This window comes from Bacillus sp. FSL L8-0199 (assembly GCF_038005705.1).
Classification (GTDB): Bacteria; Bacillota; Bacilli; order Bacillales; family Bacillaceae_G; genus Bacillus_A; species Bacillus_A cereus.
In genome coordinates this window covers 2,453,441-2,473,246 of record NZ_JBBOTS010000001.1, presented here as the reverse complement: position 1 = coordinate 2,473,246, position 19,806 = coordinate 2,453,441, and the positions used below count along the sequence as shown (strand labels likewise).

Below are 19,806 nucleotides of genomic sequence, written 5' to 3'. Positions count from 1 at the left end.
CGACTCTTATCACAAGAAAAGAGTCGTTTTCTAACTTTATACTTTTAATACTTTCATGTTAAAAATGCGAAAACTAAAATACTATTACCTAAGAGCCTTAACTATAACTTTAGTTGCCTCTGCAATGAGTTGATTATCATAGGTTGCCTCTTTCTCATCTTTACTAGATAAAATTACGATGATAATTGGTTCTCTATTTGGAGGCCAAACGACAGCAATATCATTTCTTGTCCCGTAACTACCAGCACCTGATTTATCTCCAACTACCCAGTCAGTTGGTACGCCTGCACGAATAAGTTTGTCCCCTGTAGCATTTCCTTTCATCCACTCTTTAAGAATTTTACGTTTTTCAGCTGGAAGTGCATTTCCGACCGTAAAAGCTTTAAGATTCGTAGCAATAGCTTTCGCTGTACTAGTGTCACGAATGTCTCCTGGAATAGCTTCGTTTAATTCTGTTTCAAAGCGATCAGACATAGTAATCCGATCCCCCATATGCCTAAGCGCTTTTTCATATCCTTTCGGTCCGCCTATTTTATTAAATAAAATGTTCCCTGCAGTATTATCACTTGAACGAACAGCAGCCTCAGCAATTTCTCCTAGTTTCATTCCAGTATCTACATATTTCTCTGTAACAGGTGAATAATCCACTAAGTCTTCTTTCGTATATGTGATTACTTCATTTAATGAATCAATTGAGTTTTGCTGTAGTAATACTCCCGCGGCTAAAGCCTTGTAAGTTGATGCGAAGGCAAATCTTTCGTTAGGTCGATAAGAGATTGTTTGATTTGTACCAGTATCAATCGCATATACACCTAATCGAGCATCAAATTTTTTCTCAAGTTGAGAGAACTCTTTATGCGTTGCCTGATTTTTATGTTTCACTTGTCCAGTCTTTTCTTTCGCTTCAACTTGCAGTGACTCTCCTGTAAAAGCTTCTAGGCTTGTAATACTTAAACCTAATATACCAACGCATATTCCTATTTTTAGCATCCTCTTATTTTTCAAAATCATCATTCCTTCCAAATTTTTAGTACCTTTTTATACGTACACATAATAGACAATCACCGAACCAAATTTGTTCCATAAACTGAAAAAATTTATAGCTAGTATGAGAATTATTAACAAAATAAGAGATAGTAGCTATGATCGCCACTATCTCTTATTTCACATTTCATTTTTTTACTTATAAATAGCTTTATATAAACAGGTTCTCTTCCCTGAGAAAAGTATTCTAATTTTGCTTGGAACCACCTGTACTAGTAGATTCACCATGTATACGTTGCTGTTTCAAATCAAAGTATACATCTAATACTTCCTTTCCAATTATAGAATTAATTCCATTTTTATCATCATGAAGCCATGGAACTACTACGGAAAATGCTACTTCTGGATTATCATATGGAGCATATCCAACTAACGTTAAGTTATAACATTCCATACGTTCTCCTTTTGCATTTCTACCAATCGGGTCATCTCCACCATATACAGTTTGGGCTGTTCCTGTCTTTCCTGCTGGTTTATATGGCGCGTTTTTGAAATATTTCACGCCAGTTCCATCACCTTCTTGGAATACCCATCTAAACCCTTCTTTTATACGATCAATATGTTCTTTCTTCATATCAATTCGATTTAATACGACAGTCTCTATGGAACGTATAACTTTGCCAACCTCTTCTTTTATTGATTGTTCTCGTATTTCTTGTACAATTTGAGGTTGCATTCTATAACCACCATTCGCAATCGTTGAAATATATTGCGCTAATTGCAACGGCGTATACGTATCATACTGACCGATAGAAAAATCTAGTAAAAAACCAGGTTGACTATCTACTTTTCTCGTTTGTCCAATTATTTCATTCGGTAAATCAATACCTGTTGGGACACCTAAACCAAATTGCTTGAAATAATAGCGCATCGTATCAAATGCTCCTTGTTTAATATCCAATGAGCCATTTGGTACGTAATTGACTCCCGCAATTTTTAAAGCTGTCTGGAACATGTATACATTCGAAGATACTTGTAAAGCCCGTAAATCATTAATATTACCAAATCCGGATACATTCCACGATTTCTTAGCTTGTGTACCTTTAAATTTCATCGGCGCGTCATAAAATTGATCTCCTGGATGTATTGCCCCTGTCTCATATCCAGTTAATAAAGTAGCACCTTTTACAGCTGACCCTAGCTCATACGAAGTTGTCATGTTACCTAATGCCAAATCCTCAACCTCTATTCTTCCTTCTTTTTCTACAATCTTTTTGCCTGCCATTGATAAAATTTGTCCGTTATTTGGATTCGTCATGACAACAAAAGCTCGATCGAGCAGTGGCTCTGAACTCTTAAAAGCTCTCAAGTTTTTCTCTATACTTTCTTCCACTTTCTTTTGTAATTCCATATCAATCGTTAATGTTAAACTATTACCACTTTTTCCTTTAGAGATTATTTCTGTGCTAACAATGTTTCCTGATTTATCAGTAATATTTTTCACTTCTTCTTTTGTGCCGTGTAATACATCTTCATATCGTTGTTCAATATAACTTTTTCCAACACGATCATTACGGTTATATCCACGTACTAAATAAGAATCTAAATTTTCTTTCGGTAATCCTTCTTCACTACTCGTAATATTTCCTAATACAGAACGAAATAAATTACCGTTTACATAATTACGTTCCCAATCAACAGTTGCATCTACTCCTGGAAGATTCGCAAGATTTTCGCTTATCCGCGCATACTCTTCATCTGTTACATCTTTTTTAATGATTTGTGGTGTTAGTTGATAACCTGAACTCATTTTACTTTTAATAGCTAACACCTTTAAATCTTGTGCTGTTAATTCTGCTAATTCTACCTCTGTAACACGACCTCTTCTTAAGTCTTCTATTTTTTTATCTAACTCTTTTCCCTCTATACCCTTTTCTTTAAACTTTTCTATATCTTTTTTAGTAATCTTTGTCTCCGCACGTTTCGAATTCAACTGCATCCAAAAATCTTTTTTATCGATATCTGTTAATTTATTTATATCTTGTTCAGGCATTTCAAGTACTTTCGCCAAGTCTTTTGCTGTTTTTAAAATATCTTCACTCGTAATTCCCTTCACCCTTGTATACGTAATTGTGCGAAGAGATTTATTATTAACAACTGTTTTCCCTTCTCGATCTAAAATTTGTCCACGTGGAACTGGAATACTAGTTATTGCATTTTGACTACTTTCCACTTGGTTCTTATAAGCCTCTCCCTCAACGATTTGTACCTTTCCTAGCTGCATAATAATAGCTGAGAATAGTACAAATATGCAAAGGAACATTATATTTAATCGAATAGATATATATGTCTTCTGCTTCTTGCCTTTTTGTCCTTTCATAAATCCTCCATTTAATCCTTTCAGGAATTGCTACAAATACTAAAAACATCCCTTATATATTAGATACCGATAATCGGTTATAAATATCGCCTCAATCTTTTGCTTATTCCTTGTAAGCATCTATTCCTTTTCGTTTAGCTATGGAATTAGTAACTCTCCCTTCTTGTTTTCTCTCTATTTTTTGCCGCTTGCATTAGAAGTGCTAAACTGTATAATAACTCTTATTAAACTTACATATAGACTTGCTAGTAAATTTTCATGCTAATTATTCCTTTCTTCATGCTGTAATACTTAATAGACAACCTAAACAATAAAGTTGTTCCACATTTACAAAAAAAATAATTAAATATAAGATGAAATAGGCTACATAAGGGAGGGTTATATGTTACATACAAGAAGATGGAGATTTTTTGCGGTTCTTTCTATTGTAGGTTTGATTTTACTAATTTTATTAAAAATCAACTTCATTTCAATTACTATCGCAACTTCTTCAGCTGAAAGAGGAAAGATTTTTGATAAAAATGGTGTAATGCTAGCTACAAATAAGAAAGTTAAGTCTCTATATTGCACTTCTAATGATGAAAAGCTATCGAAACAAGATACATCAAACACATTAGCTTTTTTCAACCAATTTTCAAGCGAGTTTCAACATGATATTTCTACAGAGAACATAAAATCTCAATTACAACAATCTTGTAAAAAGAAGACTATGAATGATATACCGTTATACTCTGATGTAAATGAGAATGAACTTGCATTCATAAACAAAAACAAACCCAATAATGTAATAATTAAAGATGAATGGATTCGATATTACCCTAAACACGAAATTGGTTCACAAGTAATTGGGTATGTAGAAAATGACCTTAAGTCCAAGCATATGGCTGTTGGAAAAAGCGGGATTGAGCTGCAATATGAAAATGATTTAAAAGGAAAACCAGGCAAAACTCTTATTTTTAAATTGAATAATAAAAAGTTCTTATGGAACATTCAAAAAGTACAAAAAGGAAAAGATGTGCGGCTAGCTTTAGACTCTGAGTTGCAGCAAAAGGCAGAAGAAGCATTAAAATCTCAAATTAAGAAAACACCTGATGCTAAAGCTGGTTATGCTATAGTGAGCGATGCAAAAACTGGCGCAATTTTAACTATGGCCAACTCGGTAGTTTTTGATCCAAATATATTAAATACACATGTATCTTCTAGAAAAGAAAACATTAAATCTCTTTCGCAAAATAAAGCAATTCAAAAATTAAAGTATGGTGAATCTTATGTAAATATGGCTTCTACTATAAAACCACTCACTATTTTAATTGGATTAAATGAAAAGCTTTTCCAACCAGAAGATACTTATTTAGATAAAGGTACTTTTCAGTATGATAATCAAAATAACATTACGAATGCGCCAGGAACACCAACAGGGGAGATTACACCGAGGCAGGCTATCATTAATTCATCTAACACATTTATGACAGCAAAAGTAGCTCTCCCCTTATTCAACCAAAATAATGGAAATATAGAAAAAGTGGCACATATATGGACAGATTATTTAATGCAATTCGGCCTACGTTCTAAAACTGGGATTGATTTACCCTTTGAAGAAGACGGACAATATGAATTCCATCCATCTAATAAATTTGAAAATGGGATTTCAGCTTTATTAAATGCCTCTTGGGGAGGAAATGAAGTGCATACTCCTCTTCAACTCGCTCAATATGCAGCAACTTTGGCAAGTAAAGGCGACAAATATAAACCTCAAATCGTAAGTGCGATTATTGGTCAAGATGGTAAGGAAACCAAAAAGTTTAAACCCATTTTAGAAAGTTCAAATCGTTACCCGATGAACTTTTGGAGTGTCGTGCAAGGTGGGATGAGTCAAAATATAGAGGAAATTAAAAAGTTGCCCTTTGACGTCGCAGGTAAAACAGGTATTACAGGTTTTCCAAATGAGCAAGCAAGAATGATAAATCACTCTCTTTTCATTGCGTATGCTCCTACGGAAGATCCACAAATTGCCGTTTCTGTCGTTATCCCTGGTAGTAATTCAGAAAAAAACATTGCCGCTCTCGTTACATCAGAAATTTTAGAGTACTGGAATACTCTTCAAAAAGAAAATAAAAATAAAGAGGAAGGTTCATTTAAGTGAACCTTCCTCTTTTACCATATAGAATTTATATTTATTATTTTCCATATACCTTCATTATTCTTTTCAAACATAAATGAATATTTAATATCAGTTAAAACATACTCTTTCTGTACATATCCAGTATTACCGTTAATTGTCGATATTTTTATATATCCATCATTCTGCACTTTTTCTGGAATCCAAGCTTTTACCATTTCATTAGATACTTCATATAAAACTTGTGATTCTCGCTTTGGTTCAGCTAAAATTTTCGTTTTATTTCCAGTAACAGTTGCATATATAAAATGCGCTTGGTTTGGTTGGTTACTTTCTGTCAATCCACTTGGTACTTTATATACTTGCTTTGTATCTTTTGCAAACTCTCCTCCCATTGTAAGGGCGACTTGCAACTCATGAAAAATATCTTCATCAAACTTCAGTTCATCCTTCTTATAACTCTTCCCTTTAAATAGAACTTCATCATTTAACGCTTTGTACAGGTCATTTTCATTTTTTGAGTTCGTACTTTGATATAGTTCATTCATAAATTGTTTTAATGATGGATCTTGAGCAGACTCATCTTTTGTTTTAGGCTTAATTTGAGTACTACTTTGTACCGGTGATTTATTATCATCAAGCCAAGGTTGTTGAACAATGAAAAATAACATTGTACAAACCAACACAACTACAATAGGTAATGCTTTTTTACGAAATGGTCTTTTATGTTTTACAAAATCCACTTCATTATTTTCATATATAGACTGCTTTATTTTAGAAATAAATTCTTCTTCATCTTTACGATTCTCCATTGGCCCTTTTTTTATTTTTCTATACCAGTCAGGATTTTGTTTATTGTTCATCACTACTACCCTCCCCTATTAATTTTGAAACCTTACTTCTCGCTCTACTTAATCTCGATTTTACAGTTCCAATGGATACTCCTAATGTTTCAGCCATTTCTTCATAAGATAATTCATATTTTGCGTCCAATATAATTATTTCACGGTGCTTTTTAGGTAGTTCTAATACAACCTTCCACACATCATTCATTTCTTCTTGCTTAAAAAATTCTTGTTCTGCTGACAGGGATTGCTTATCGTCACTAAAAAATCCTATTAAAGATATCCTTTTAAAATAAGAGGATTTCAAATAGTTTATTGCCGTATTTCTTGTGATTTTTAATATCCACGTTTTAATAGATGACTCCTTTCGAAATGAATTCCAATTTTTAAACACCTTTATAAATACATCTTGCGTGATATCATCTGATAAGTGTGGATCTTTCGTAATAATAAATGAATAATTCCATACATCTTGCCAATAGTCTTTTATAACATAGTCCAGCTCATCATGATTACACTTTTCAATAAACGTCTGTTCCATTTCCACACCTCAAACTTATTTGAATAAACATAAAAACTGCCCTCACTTTTATTATGGTTTCAATATATAGACAAGATACAAGTTTCATTTGTTCCATTGTTTATCTTTTTTCAAGCAGAATAATACTACTAAAAAACAAGTAAAGCATACAATGATAAAATTCTACTCATGAAAATCTGTTTTTTGAATTTAACGTAACACTCCACTTGTCCATTTCAATTTGCTATCTCCTTCTATTTGCCATTAACAATGTCAACTTTTCTAGAATCACAGCAAAAAAGCATTCTTTCTAATCGAGAATGCTTTTTTGAAATTTAATTGTTCTATATTTTCCCCAATTTATATCTTTGAGTTAAGCAAACATGTAATAAATTTAGTCAAAAAATTCACCATATAATTAAGTATTATTTCTGAAATACATGTTTTACTTTTTCACCTGGAACGTTACTTCCTCCTCTTCCTTTTACATCTTCAATCATCATTGTAACAATCATGTCTGGCGCATTTGCATCGAAAGCTGCGAACCATCCCAGTTCTTTTCCGTCTGCTTCTTTCGACTCTTTCAGTTCTGCTGTACCAGTTTTACCAGCAAGCGTTACACCATCAACCTTTGCAATTCTTCCTGCGCCATCAGGGTCATTAATGACTTTAATTAATGCGCTCTTTAATATCTCTTGATTCTTTTTAGAAACCACATTTTCTTTCCAATTCCCTGCTACTTTTGCTTCTTTTAAAAGATGTGGCGACGGAATATTCCCTTCATTCACAATCGGTGCATATGTTAATGCTAAATGAAGTGGCGTCATTAATACTTGTCCTTGTCCATAACCCGTGTCTGCTAGTTGAATATCATTTTTTATCCCATCTTTTGCAATAATTGAAATAGGAAATTCGTATTCGATTGGTAATTTTTCATGAAATCCGTACTTTTTAAATTCATTTACATACTGATCTTTTCCCATTTTCAAAGCTTGTTGAGCAAAATAAATATTATCAGAGTACTTCATTGCCTTGTCAAAATCAATTGGACTTGCATCCTTTACACGCGTTACATAGTAATTTCCCCAAGACGAATCTTTTGTCCACTTCAATCCTTGAATTTTAAATTCTTCCTTCGGATTTATTGTGTTTGTTTCCAAACCAATTGCACCTGTGATCGTTTTAAATACGGAACCTGGTACAAATGCTTGTGTAAAGCGATTCGTCATTGGTAGTTTCGAGTCGTTACTCCATACTTCTCGTTGGGCTTTCGATGCTCCTCTAACTATTATATTTGGATTATAAGCAGGGCTACTTACAAGTGCGATTGTTTCACCTGTTTTAGGATTGACCGCTGCACTAGACCCTGCTTCAGTTTTCATCTCATTAAAGATTTTTTCTTGAATTGCAGCATCAATTGTTAACGTAACAGTTTCTCCCTCTTTTGATTCTTTTTTTGCTACGTTTTTAATCTCTTTCCCCTTCTCATCTTCTATAAATACGCGTCCACCCTTTTCACCACGCAATTTATTTTCTAACACTTTCTCTAAACCGGTCTTACCTACTAAATCATCTGCTTGATAACCTTGTTTTTGAAGTGATTTTAACTCCTCCGCATTCACCTTTCCTATATATCCAGTTAAGTGTGCCGCTGCTTCACCTAATGGATACGTACGAATATTTACTGGACGAGATGAAACTCCTTCTAATTCAATATAATCATTCTGTCTGGTTCCTTCTTTTAAAATACCAATTGGTACAAAGGAGTCTGGTTTTATCCATTTCGCTGTGAGCTTTTGTTCAACCTCTTCTGTAGACATATCAAGTAATTGTGCTACTATTTCTTTCGTTTGCGCTGCTGTTTCGCCTAGTTTCTCTGGAATAATTCCAACCTCAGTCGCTTTACCATTCGTTGCAAGCCCTTTTCCATTTCGATCATATATTTCTCCACGTTTTCCTTGCTCTATTTGCATACGTACTTTGTAATCTTTTTTCATTCCTGGAAAAATGAAGTCTGGTGTCCAATCTATTTTCCAAGACTCTTTATCTTTCACAAGTTTTGCTTCATGGATGAATGAAACTGATCCTACATCCGTATCCATCTTAACTTCAAAAAGAAAAAGCTCTTTATCTTTCGTATTCTCTCCTTTCATTTTAACTTTTAAATTCTTAGCTCCAATCCCCTCATAGATTTTTTGATATTTTTCTGTGAATTCTTTTTTAGAAATTGATTTTTTTGCATGATCTGATAAATGATCATACATATTTGTAAATTTTCTATCATTCCATAAATTGATATATTCTTCAAATGCTTGTTTTGGCGGTTCGTTTTTATTACATCCTACCAACATAACCGCAAAACAAACGAAAAGCAGCATCCATAATTTTTTCAATTCAATCTTCTCCCTTAGTTAAAAATGATGATTCCTTTCTTAATTTATTTAATAAAAAATGTTTTAACGCTTAATAGACAGTGAAAGTAATGATATTGTTCCATATTTACAAAAAACTAAAAAAGAGTGATAAGAATTCCGTAAATTTGGAATCCACATCACTCTCGTTTGATATTGTGCAAATCATGAATATGAAATAAGAATTTCTAGTTTTTAAAAATAATCTCAATTTTCTAACTAACGGGATAAAAATCATGTATTTGTTCTATTTTTAATAATTCATAAATTCGTTGAAATGTTCGCATCAAATTCATCTGATGTTTTGGTATCTATTTTTCTCCCATCAATTGTCATCTTTATTTTTTGTTTTTGGTTTGCTGTTACCACCCAAGCGTTCAGTAAATAACGATCTTCATGGGATAATGTAGACGGTGAATTTATAACCTTTCCTCCTAAATATAGCGTAGCAGAAGAACCTCCATCCATTGTCGCTGTCCAACATTACGGTTATAACAGTAGACATTTTGTTGATGCTCAATTAACAAAGCTACTTTTAGGAACAATAGGATTAATAATTTGTGCTTTACTCCCATATGAAATATGGAAAAAACGAATAGTCTCAATGAAAAAACAACTTAAGTTTTACCCTATACAATCATTAAAATATATTAAATTTATTGTTGTATTAATTACCAATAAGAATTTCATAAAGAAAGCACAGACTTATTAAGGCACATATTTATCTAACCTACATAAAATAAAGATGTACAATTGCCTACTTTATGAATTTTTTATAATGATATATAGAAAGGATTCATTAAGTTATGTTTGTTGGGAAATAACATTTATATTTCTTCTAAAATAAACAGGGTACAAATTACACATATCAGCCTGTTTATTTTAGAGAAAAGTTGTTTATAAGTAGTTCTTTTCTTTAAAAGAAGGAACTACATTTTTTAAATTAAATTTCTAAATGGATAAATTTAGCACGGGAAAGGAATTGAACTTATGTCTAATTTAAATTTCATTTCTGATCAATTTGCTGCAATTCTTAAAGGAAAGAGTAAAATAAATCAAGGTGGTTGTTCGGTGTCTTTTCACCGCAATTTTAAGGTCCTGGTTCAAGGAAAACGAAGTGCCTATGTAGTTCCCGTCGGAGTAAGTTTTGAATCGTTGGATCAAAATGGCAATGCATTAAATTTAGGAGAAATCGCGGTTCTACAAGAAGAGATCCCTGCATTTATGAAATCAATTGTACAACAAGGAATTATTGTCAGTGCTTTACATAATCACTGGTTATACATGAATCCCTTAATTATGTATATTCATATCCAATCGGTAGAGCACCCGTTACATTTTGCAAGAAAATTGGCAAATTCATTTTTATCGTTAAGCAGCTATCCTGTTACTAATATCGAAGGGCAATAATTTATCTACAATCATAGATATGATAATAATATGTACCAGACTCCATGCACGTTGCGCTTGTATAAATAGTATTATCTAATGTATCTTCTTCCGTTATTACTCCTCCTTTTGGAACCTCACAATTTTACAAAATACGAAAAATGACCGATATACCCTCTTCTTCGTTATCTATACCCTGAATATTTTATTTACCATACGCTGCTCGTATAAACCTTGATGGTGGGGTGAAATCTCCATTAAGTCCCATTGAACCTGAACCTTGTCCAAAAGTACTTAATGGTATATCCCCCTCGCATGGCTGCGATTTAAGACCTATATATTGTCTTAAATTTTGTAAATGCCAATTAAACTCAGGACTATTAGTCACTACTCCTTGTCGATTCTAATACAAGAGATTCACCCCATTTATCCGATAAAATCCAATGTAATGGTGGAGTAACTCCTAAAGCAGGTAATGGTACCTCCCAAAAGGAAATACTAGCTACAAATTTCTTTAACTCTTCAACAGATTTGAATTGTGTCTTTCGAAACCAGAAGAAAAGCCAATAGATTTCTGAAAACTGGGCGTATGATTTGATATTGTAAAGCCCTCAGGCATCAATTTGTTCATCACCTATCATCATGTATCCCTTGGTTGAAACCATCAGCTTTTCTGTACCTCTTCCCAGTCGATAGCTCGAAAAGTTATGAGTGTTGAGCTCAACTTAACGACGACGAGAGCTGCTCCCCAATTAGTGATGAAACCCATTATCACATTTCGTATCATGTGGCATAGGTCCATCCAAGGAATCCAGAAAGGCAACGGCCTGTTTGAGGTTCCTCAAAAATAAATGCGCGAGATCCATAGAAAACCCGTTTCGAACCACAACGCGCATAATCGTCACTGCTTCTAGGTCTGGAGGCAATGGATATGCGGGTACTTGCCAGCCGAACACACGCAATTGTCGAGATAAATCATAAAGGTTCCAGTTTAATGTGTAACCTTTTTTCAGTTGCCAAGCGAAAACCGGAATATCCGAACCATCGGACAAAAGTTCGAACGGTTCCATCTCCTGAATTGCCTTGCTAAGAAAAAGAGCGACCTTCTGAGAAGCCCTTTGGACATCATAGTACCCACTTTTCCCCAAACGCAGGTAATTGTAATATTGTAGGAGCACTTGTGCGCCAGGACGTGAAAAATTCAGGGCAAAAGTCGGCATGTTTCCGCCTAAATAGGAGACGCGGAAGATTAAATCATCGGGGAGATCATCAGCTTCCCGCCAAATTATCCAACCCAAGCCAGGATAGACTAATCCATATTTATGTCCCGATACATTGATGGACTTCACCCTCGACAACTGAAAATCCCAGACTAAATCTGGTTGAAGAAACGGTGCTATAAATCCGCCCGAAGCCGCATCTACATGCATAGGAATGTCGAGTCCCGTCCTCTCCTGTAAATCGTCCAACGCTTTTGCAATGGCGGCAACCGGTTCGTAAAGTCCAGTATAAGTCTCACCGAGAATCGGTACCACACCAATCGTATTTTCATCCACGGCTGCAAGGACCCCTTGAGGATCTAATCGGGGATGCTCAGGGCTAACCTTCACATAGCGTGGTTCAACCTCCCAATAGTTCGCAAATTTTTCCCAAACGACTTGAACAGCAGAACTAAACACAATATTAGGCCGATCCACCGGCTTACCCTCTCTTTTTCGTGCATTTTGCCAGCGTCTCTTTAACGCAAGCCCCCCGAGCATACAGGCTTCCGACGATCCAGTTGTTGAAACGCCCATAGTTGTAAGGGGGCTGGGGGAATGCCAGAGGTTGGCTAAAATGCGGACACACCGCTCCTCAATTTCAGCTGTCTGTGGATATTCGTCCTTATCAATTATGTTCTTATCAAATGATTTAGCATATAAGTGCTCTGCGGTAGGTTCCATCCATGTACTAACGAATGTTGCAAGATTCAAGCGTGCATTGCCATCAAGAGTCATTTCATCATGGACGATTTGATACGCTGTTTCTGGTAACATGCCTTCATCAGGCATGTGAAAGCGCGGAACGACTGATTCTCCTTTGCGGGCAAAAAGAGGATTTATAGAAAATTCGGGAGGCAGCTCCATTTGCACGTGACGCGGTAAATATTGTGGATTATCTGGCATAACCTCTTTTCCTTCATATGTATCGTTTTGCACTTCTTCTTTTCGATCCTGCGGCATACTAGTCCCCCTTAATTAATGGTTTAACAAATATATTATTTACAAAAAAACATTTGCTAAACCAAGGGACAATTCTAATAAAAGGTGATGCCATCATTCAAAATAAAAGAGTATAGTTTTTGATTATAAAATAGAAATCGATTTATATTTTAATGAAAATATTGAATATTTTTAATATAATTATTGAGTTATGTATTTATAGAAACTTAAGGGGTATGATTATGGAGTTTATTACTTTTAAAGTAATTTGTATCTTTTTATTTTTAATGCTTATGACTTCTATAGAAGTTTTAGGATATGGAGTTCAACTTGTTGGAGCGAAATTAGCTTTAGTTGCATCGGCTTTTGCTAAATATAATATTATGTCTTTAATTGCTCGATTTTCTAATATGTTTCAACAACCATTTACTGTTTCTTTAGTTGATAGTACAGCAAAAAATGGTAGATTAGAATTACTAATTAAACAATTAGATTTTTGTTATTAGGTTCTACTATGGGAGTAATACTTGGAGGGATTATTAGTACCATTTTTTATGAAAGTTCTTTCTAAAGCGCTAATACCATTGTCAAAAGATGGTTCGTTTTTAAACATGTTCAAATTAATATGTTCACAAAAGAATTGATGCAACGTTAAAAAGAATGAGCCCGGTACAATACCGGACTTATATTCATACAACCGCTGTATTTTTCTGTTTAACTGTTGGGATTCAGTTCATAATGAAACATATTTTTACATAAAAGACTTTCGTATATAAATTTTTCAAATGATTTATTAGCGAATTGTTGACCAATATCACTTTTTTGAGTGAGTAATTTTTTAGATTGATAATGTAATGAATTTTTTTCGTTTCTTTTATGTAAAATATTCTAGTTTTGCATTAGGAAAGAACTGTTTCATATAGGAATACAGATAGTTTTTTATATCCTCTTCTTCTTCTTTTTGATAAATGTATTTTCCGATTCCATATTTCCCCCATTTATACCTTCTTTTCTCTTCATCTAATTCTAGTTTTGTCATCGGGTAGTTTTTTTCAATTACTCTCTTAGCTGGCTTTGTAAAACGATGTTGAATAAATTCAAATGTAATATCATCCCGTGCATCAAGAGGTAATTCAGCATTTAGGCGTTCAAACATATGATAGTATCCTTCCTTCCAGCCTTCATGCAGGTAAATAGGAGCTACAATGAAACCAAGAGGATATCCAGCTCTAGCTACTTTTCCTGCTGCCTCAATTCGTTTAGCTAAGGGAGAAGTTCCTGGTTCAAAGTTTTTAATCACATAATCAGCGTTTACACTAAAGCGAAATCTTGTTTTTCCATTATGTTTAGCATCAAGTAAATGATCTACATGGTGGAATTTCGTAACAAATCTCAATTTCCCATATTCAGATTCTCCAAAATGCTCAATGGCCCGTTTAAGGGTATGCGTTAAATAATCGATTCCTACAATATCTGAAGTACACGACGCTTCAAATCTTGTTACTTCAGGTGCACGCTCTTTCATGTATTTATCAGCAGCATCTAAAATTTCTTCAACATTTACATACGTTCGTATATAAGGCTTACTTCCCATCGTTGTTTGTAAATAACAATAATGACAATGTCCCATACATCCCGTTGCAAAAGGAATTGCATACTCTGCTGAAGGCTTGGAAGTATCGAATTTCAGTGTTTTTCTAACACCAACAACCAGCGTGGATTTTGCTACTCGATACTTTTGAAAATCGTTATCCCCTGGCAAATCTCTTACTTGATTATGGGAAGTAGTATGTCGAATTTCAACATCCATCTTTGAAAACTTCTCAAACAGCTCTTTCCCCAAAGGATAATCTAATGCTTTCGGTTCAAAATATACGAGCTTAGGCATAAATGGCTTATTCATTCTAACATCCCCTCTGAAATATCACCATAATAGTAAGTGTAAGCTTGGTTTGCTTCATCTTCGGTAGCATATATAGCCATCTCATTTGTTAGTGGATAATACGTTTCGTAAAGAAATAGTGCTAATTCATTAGGTCTTTCAGGATTATTTACAACTGCTGCAGCTTGTATGTTAGCTACGTCTTGAGTATGAGGATTTCGGTAAAAAATATAAACAATGTCACCAGCATGATACGTATTACTTTCAGAAGAAAATTCCATTCCATCACCATCTCATTTCATAAAATTCAATGCTCACAGTTTTACTTTCTAATTTTCTTGTAGTGTAACTATTTAATTACATTGATAATGATTACGTCATACAAACATATTTTGAAAAATGAATAATAAATGTACTCCCAAAAAGGCAAGCATATATCAATGCTTGCCTTTCGTTCTAACGACGATGTTCAACAAGATCGATTACACCTAAAACGACGTGTGCTAAACCAAAACCAAATACTGTATTTGCAATCATTTTATTAGTTCCACGAGTTTGTTTAAGAGCATAACCTGCTGCTGTCACTGCTGTACCTAAAGCTGTTGGAATTAATCCTTCACGAATGTCCACAGTGATGCCTCCTTGTTTCGTAGTTAGTAAATTTGTTTTAATGACTCGAAGTAAAGTATTAAAACAAGTATTAGTATTTTTCTTTTTAATAAAATTATGTGAAATTTTTATGAATAATATTTTAAATCCATAACAGCTATAAAGATTGAAAAAATTATTAATTAACAAATAAGAAAATATCTTCAAAACGTATTTTTATATGAAAATTTTATACCTCAGACAAAAAAATCTTTGCGAAAATTCTCTCCATAAAAAGTGCTCCTAAATTTATATATAGGAGCACTTTTTATGAAACACTATTCTTTATTTGCTTATGAACCACTTTATTATAATAACCATGCTTTACAACTTGCCTAAAATCATCTACCTCGATATCCATTCTTTCCGCAATATCTACAACAATTGTATTTTGTAAAACATTCACCACAAATCCCATTAATTTCAAATTATGATTTTTACGATATGAAAATTCAACGTAATCCCCAAGTGTTACTTCTTTATTATGTTTCATTTGGCGCCCCCTAAATTATCGATAATTATACAATAGTTTCCCCCTTTTTTACTTCTACATACGGGGTCACCAGTTTATCATTTTAGCCAATTCATCTCCCACCTACTTATTTTGCGTTCCTTGAGGAAGGGGTCTTCTTGGCTAAAATGATAAAAAAAGACAAACTCTCCAATGTGAGGAGTTTGTCCAAAACCATGATTTCTTTAGTTTAACAATATAGAATTCAGTTCCGATAAGAATCTTTCTTTTTTCCATATCCCACGGTTTTTGCATCGATACTAACAATAGTGGATTAGAATAATGACTTAATACTTGCTAGGACAGTAAGAATACCTATAATAATGACAAATACATTGCTAGATTTCCCTTTGTATTTAGCAAGTACTGCTACTTTATGGATTGCATACATTGGTAGTATACATAAGATAGCAGCAACTAGCGGACCGCTAAGGGCATCAATGATTCCAAGAATACTTGGATTTGTATAAGCAACATACCAGCATGTTAATACGACAAAAGTAAGAATCATTGTCTTAACTGTTTTTTCTCCTATATCTTTCCCACGTTTTTTACTGGACTTGATAATCATGTCACGCATTACCTCATACGCTCCTATATAATGACCAAGGAAAGACTTTGTAATAGCCACAAATGCAATGATAGGAGCTGCAATAGTGATTACTGGCGAATTAAGCTCATTAGCAAGATATGATAGGATTGACAAGTTCTGTTCTTTTGCCACCTTAAGATCATTTGGAGTTAAACTTAAGGTACTGCTCCAAACAAAGAACATAACAACTGCGAATGTCATAATATAACAAACTTTTTGTATTTGAGCACATTTAGCATCAGTAGCATCTATTCCATACGTAGCTCTCTGTTTCATAACAAATGACGAAATCATAGGCGAATGATTAAACGAGAATACTATGATTGGAAGTATCATCCATATCGTTCCTAAATATCCTGTTCCTGTTGAAGCAGTAGAAACACTTGAAAAACTAAGCATTGACGTATTCCACTGTGGAATCAAAGATATTGCGATAAAAAGTAGAGAAGCTATAAAAGGATACACTAGCATGCTCATGATCTTTACAGTTATATCTTGACCAAAATTTAGTATAGCGATAAGACCGAGTACTAAAACAAGCGATAAAATGGACCTTGGAGGCTCCGACATGTGCAATTGATGCACGATAAAGCTACTAGCGGTATTTGTAAGTGCGACCGAGTACATCAGCACGATCGTATAAATGGAGACAAAATATACAATATTAAAAATGATACTTGCCTTATTTCCAAAATACTCTCTTATTGTACCTGTAATCCCCTCATCGGCAGAGTTCGAAGCGTAAATCATTTTAGCAAGCGCCCTATGTGAATAATACATAACAGGATATGCAAGTATGGTAATTAACAGCAATGATAATAAACCACCTGAACCTGCATTAATCGGTAAAAAGAGTACTCCTGCTCCAATTGCTGTTCCAAAAAGGCTCAATGCCCAGGTAGTATCCTGTTTATGCCACTTTTTAGGGTCTAGATATTTCTCATTTTTTACTGCAGTGTTATCAGCTTGAAATTCTATGTTTTTTGCAGTATTCCCATCCATATAATAATTCCTCCTTGTGTCCTATTCTTAATTCTCTTTTTAAGATATAGGAATATAGACCGTTCTTGAAAAATGAATAGCTTATATAGTGCCCCACAACGAATATCCCCCTTCTAGGTTAATAAAAATCAAAAAATTAGCGAAGCATCAACCTGAAGGGTTTGTTACCACTTATAAAATATTTTAATTATATAGTAGTATATTTTATTGATAACTCCCCCAATATACAGACATCCTTAGGCGAACAATTGAGTAAAAATTGTTAAAAACTTCACAATATACTCGATAACTTATTGATTTGATTGTTTCTCCCCAAAGATTTTATTTTTAATGGAAATTCCTGTAGGTGTAGCTGCAATACCACCTAAACCTGTCTCTCTTAATTCGCGAGGCATCTGTCTTCCAACTCTATACATGGCTTCAATCACTTCGTCAGCATTGATGAGATTGTTTACGCCGGCTAATGCGATGTCCGCTGCTGCTAAAGCATTTGCCGTTCCAATGGCGTTTCTCTTTACACAAGGAATTTCTACCAAACCAGCGACCGGATCACAAACTAAACCGAGTAAATTTTGTAATGCAATCGAAAAAGCTTCAGAAGATTGCTGTGGCGTTCCACCCGCAGCTTCTACCGCAGCTGCAGCCGCCATCGCTGAGGCACTTCCTACTTCAGCTTGACATCCTCCATACGCTCCTGAAATACAAGCGTTGTTTGCGACTATCGTTCCAAATAACGCTGAAGTGAATAGAAAATGAATCATATCTTCATGACTTAACTGCAACGTATCTTTAATACTAAATAGGACTCCCGGAATCGTCCCACTCGCACCTGCTGTTGGAGTTGCACAAATAGCTCCTAATGCAGCATTTACTTCATTAACACCGATAGCACTTTGAATCCCTAACACCATCAAATCTCCAGAAAGAGTTTTCCTATTTTCTCGATAGTTTTTAATTTTTACAGCATCCCCTCCGGTCAAACCTGTTGGAGAAAATACACCGTCGCCCTCGATACTTTTATTTATTGCATGTTGCATAGTCGCTAAATTTCGTTCCATTTTACTCCATACTTCTTCATAAGAAGTTTTAGTTTGTTTGATTTCCTGTTCGATTGCTAATTCATAAATTTGCTTTTGGCTTTTATTAGCTGCATCCACAATTTCTTTTATGGCCATATGCATATTTTTCACTCCTTAATGTGACTAAAGAATAATAAGATTAGCTATATTGCTTAAATCTCCTAATTCCTTCTGAGCATTACCTGGCAATATCGAATCCAAAGCGAATGCATATAAATATTTTGTTTTATCTTCCAAACTATGAAAGTTGTTAATTTCCACATCATATTGTTTAAAGATCCTGCGTAAAACAAATTCAAAGTCAGCTCTTTCTGAAATCGCAATAACAACTGGCAATGGCCCCTGCAGATTTAAGCTAAATCCATCAATTTCAACATTTTTGACTTCAATCAACCCACCACCGACCGAAATACCCATTACTCTAATACTTCGACTTTCATCCTCTGCATATACATCTGCCGTATTTGGATGACCAGCAGGACTATTACCCAATTGTTCAATAAAGGTAATGTCAATTCCCTTAGACTCTGCTATTTTAATAGCATCTGGCACTTTGCTGTCATCAGCAGCTAAGCCTAATATACCAGCAATAATTGCAAAATCAGTTCCGTGACCTTTATGGGTTTCAGCAAATGATTCATAATACTTTACCACAACTTTTTTGGGAAGACCTTGAAATAATTTATTAGCAACTGTTCCAATAGCCAAAGCACCTGCAGTATGTGAACTTGAAGGGCCTATCATTATGGGCCCAATCACATCAAAACAACTTTTGTATTTAACAATCTTTTTTTCTTTAATAGATGCTACATTCATGTTCATATAAGCACCCCCATAATTTATTATTTTTAGCTGTAGTTGAATCTAAGTTATTAGAATGATCGATTCAAAACAAGTTTTGTTTGATAACGCTTTCTTTATTGAGTTGAATAAACTTCCCTTCTAATCCGCTATCCTCCGTATAGTAATCATATCAGTATGTCCAATTTTAAAAAATTACTGGCAAGTTGTTTAGAATTTTTAATCCAAAACGAGGTTTGATATTTTCTCTAGAGGTAATAAATTGTGTCTCGACGCCCTCATTATAACTTGTATATTTATAAGTTTAATCTTTTTTTATTTTTAGAAAGATTGAATAGACAGAATTTTGAATAGGTAATAAATTATACTTAGTATGTAGCAATTGTGTCCTTTGTTTGAAGCTGTATTAGTTAGTAAAAAAGCAAAAATAACACAGAGTTCC

At 34.2% G+C, this 19,806-nt stretch carries 16 protein-coding genes and 3 pseudogenes; 4 read left to right on the top strand and 15 right to left on the bottom strand.

From position 1 onward, the window contains the following. Window positions 1–84 precede the first annotated feature (84 nt). Together bla and NST86_RS12815 are read right to left on the bottom strand one after the other, a co-directional pair. Window positions 85–1,011 carry a class A beta-lactamase Bla1 gene (gene bla / locus NST86_RS12820; protein ID WP_061663162.1) on the bottom strand — a complete coding sequence of 309 codons (927 nt, stop codon included), beginning with the start codon at window positions 1,009–1,011 and terminating at the stop codon, window positions 85–87. 220 nt (window positions 1,012–1,231) lie between these two features. Continuing rightward, entirely contained in the window at window positions 1,232–3,364 is a 2,133-nt protein-coding gene (locus NST86_RS12815) for a peptidoglycan D,D-transpeptidase FtsI family protein (RefSeq protein ID WP_227593170.1), read from the bottom strand. A 382-nt stretch (window positions 3,365–3,746) separates the two neighbouring features. On the opposite strand from NST86_RS12815, the gene NST86_RS12810 reads away from it, so the two are divergent. Further along, on the top strand, window positions 3,747–5,507 hold the full coding sequence (locus NST86_RS12810) for a peptidoglycan D,D-transpeptidase FtsI family protein (RefSeq protein WP_061663160.1): 1,761 nt from the start codon (window positions 3,747–3,749) through the stop codon (window positions 5,505–5,507). Window positions 5,508–5,518: 11 nt separating this feature from the next. Here the strand turns inward: NST86_RS12810 and NST86_RS12805 are convergent, their stop codons facing one another. From NST86_RS12805 to NST86_RS12790, 4 genes and pseudogenes are all read right to left on the bottom strand, one after another. Further along, a complete protein-coding gene (locus NST86_RS12805; RefSeq protein ID WP_061663159.1) occupies window positions 5,519–6,346 on the bottom strand; it encodes an SH3 domain-containing protein in 828 nt (275 codons plus the stop codon). After that, a complete protein-coding gene (locus NST86_RS12800; RefSeq protein ID WP_000438327.1) occupies window positions 6,336–6,869 on the bottom strand; it encodes an RNA polymerase sigma factor in 534 nt (177 codons plus the stop codon). Before NST86_RS12800 ends, NST86_RS12805 begins: the two co-directional genes overlap by 11 nt. 404 nt (window positions 6,870–7,273) lie before the next feature. Continuing rightward, on the bottom strand, window positions 7,274–9,241 hold the full coding sequence (locus NST86_RS12795; protein WP_061663158.1) for a penicillin-binding transpeptidase domain-containing protein: 1,968 nt from the start codon (window positions 9,239–9,241) through the stop codon (window positions 7,274–7,276). A gap of 279 nt (window positions 9,242–9,520) precedes the next feature. Beyond that, window positions 9,521–9,727: pseudogene (locus NST86_RS12790) on the bottom strand (phosphodiester glycosidase family protein); the annotation flags it as partial. Here NST86_RS12790 and NST86_RS12785 point away from each other — a divergent pair. Together NST86_RS12785 and NST86_RS12780 are read left to right on the top strand one after the other, a co-directional pair. Continuing rightward, window positions 9,723–9,866 (top strand): annotated as a pseudogene (locus tag NST86_RS12785) (cell division protein FtsW); the annotation flags it as partial. The pseudogenes NST86_RS12790 and NST86_RS12785 overlap by 5 nt on opposite strands. 383 nt (window positions 9,867–10,249) lie before the next feature. Further along, window positions 10,250–10,669, top strand: coding sequence for a DUF1259 domain-containing protein (locus tag NST86_RS12780; protein WP_000067579.1), 420 nt, complete (start codon window positions 10,250–10,252; stop codon window positions 10,667–10,669). 4 nt (window positions 10,670–10,673) lie between these two features. Here the strand turns inward: NST86_RS12780 and NST86_RS12775 are convergent. Together NST86_RS12775 and NST86_RS12770 are read right to left on the bottom strand one after the other, a co-directional pair. After that, window positions 10,674–11,190 (bottom strand): annotated as a pseudogene (locus tag NST86_RS12775) (linear amide C-N hydrolase); the annotation flags it as partial. Between the two features lie 210 nt (window positions 11,191–11,400). Then, on the bottom strand, window positions 11,401–12,870 hold the full coding sequence (locus NST86_RS12770) for a glutamate decarboxylase (protein WP_061663562.1): 1,470 nt from the start codon (window positions 12,868–12,870) through the stop codon (window positions 11,401–11,403). A gap of 221 nt (window positions 12,871–13,091) precedes the next feature. Here NST86_RS12770 and NST86_RS12765 point away from each other — a divergent pair, with 221 nt between their 5' ends. Continuing rightward, on the top strand, window positions 13,092–13,355 hold the full coding sequence (locus NST86_RS12765) for a lipid II flippase family protein (RefSeq protein WP_000394421.1): 264 nt from the start codon (window positions 13,092–13,094) through the stop codon (window positions 13,353–13,355). 368 nt (window positions 13,356–13,723) lie between these two features. Here NST86_RS12765 and splB read toward each other — a convergent pair whose 3' ends face one another. The 7 genes from splB to NST86_RS12730 form a co-directional block, all read right to left on the bottom strand. After that, window positions 13,724–14,752 (bottom strand): spore photoproduct lyase, encoded by a 1,029-nt coding sequence (splB, locus tag NST86_RS12760; RefSeq protein WP_001039638.1) that lies wholly within the window; start codon window positions 14,750–14,752, stop codon window positions 13,724–13,726. After that, complete coding sequence (locus NST86_RS12755; RefSeq protein WP_000396091.1) at window positions 14,749–15,012, bottom strand: transcriptional regulator SplA; 264 nt, start codon at window positions 15,010–15,012, stop codon at window positions 14,749–14,751. The genes splB and NST86_RS12755 overlap by 4 nt, the downstream gene beginning before the upstream one ends. 175 nt (window positions 15,013–15,187) lie before the next feature. Beyond that, entirely contained in the window at window positions 15,188–15,361 is a 174-nt protein-coding gene (locus NST86_RS12750; protein ID WP_000354585.1) for a hypothetical protein, read from the bottom strand. Window positions 15,362–15,647: 286 nt separating this feature from the next. Further along, window positions 15,648–15,872: a DUF2187 domain-containing protein gene (locus tag NST86_RS12745; protein ID WP_000682213.1), complete on the bottom strand. Its 225-nt coding sequence runs from the start codon at window positions 15,870–15,872 to the stop codon at window positions 15,648–15,650. Between the two features lie 292 nt (window positions 15,873–16,164). Continuing rightward, window positions 16,165–17,484 carry an aromatic amino acid transport family protein gene (locus tag NST86_RS12740; RefSeq protein ID WP_000348955.1) on the bottom strand — a complete coding sequence of 440 codons (1,320 nt, stop codon included), beginning with the start codon at window positions 17,482–17,484 and terminating at the stop codon, window positions 16,165–16,167. A gap of 290 nt (window positions 17,485–17,774) precedes the next feature. Next, window positions 17,775–18,665, bottom strand: coding sequence for an L-serine ammonia-lyase, iron-sulfur-dependent, subunit alpha (gene sdaAA / locus NST86_RS12735; RefSeq protein ID WP_061663513.1), 891 nt, complete (start codon window positions 18,663–18,665; stop codon window positions 17,775–17,777). Between the two features lie 21 nt (window positions 18,666–18,686). Further along, window positions 18,687–19,385: a serine dehydratase beta chain gene (locus tag NST86_RS12730; protein WP_001056999.1), complete on the bottom strand. Its 699-nt coding sequence runs from the start codon at window positions 19,383–19,385 to the stop codon at window positions 18,687–18,689. Window positions 19,386–19,806: the final 421 nt, after the last annotated feature.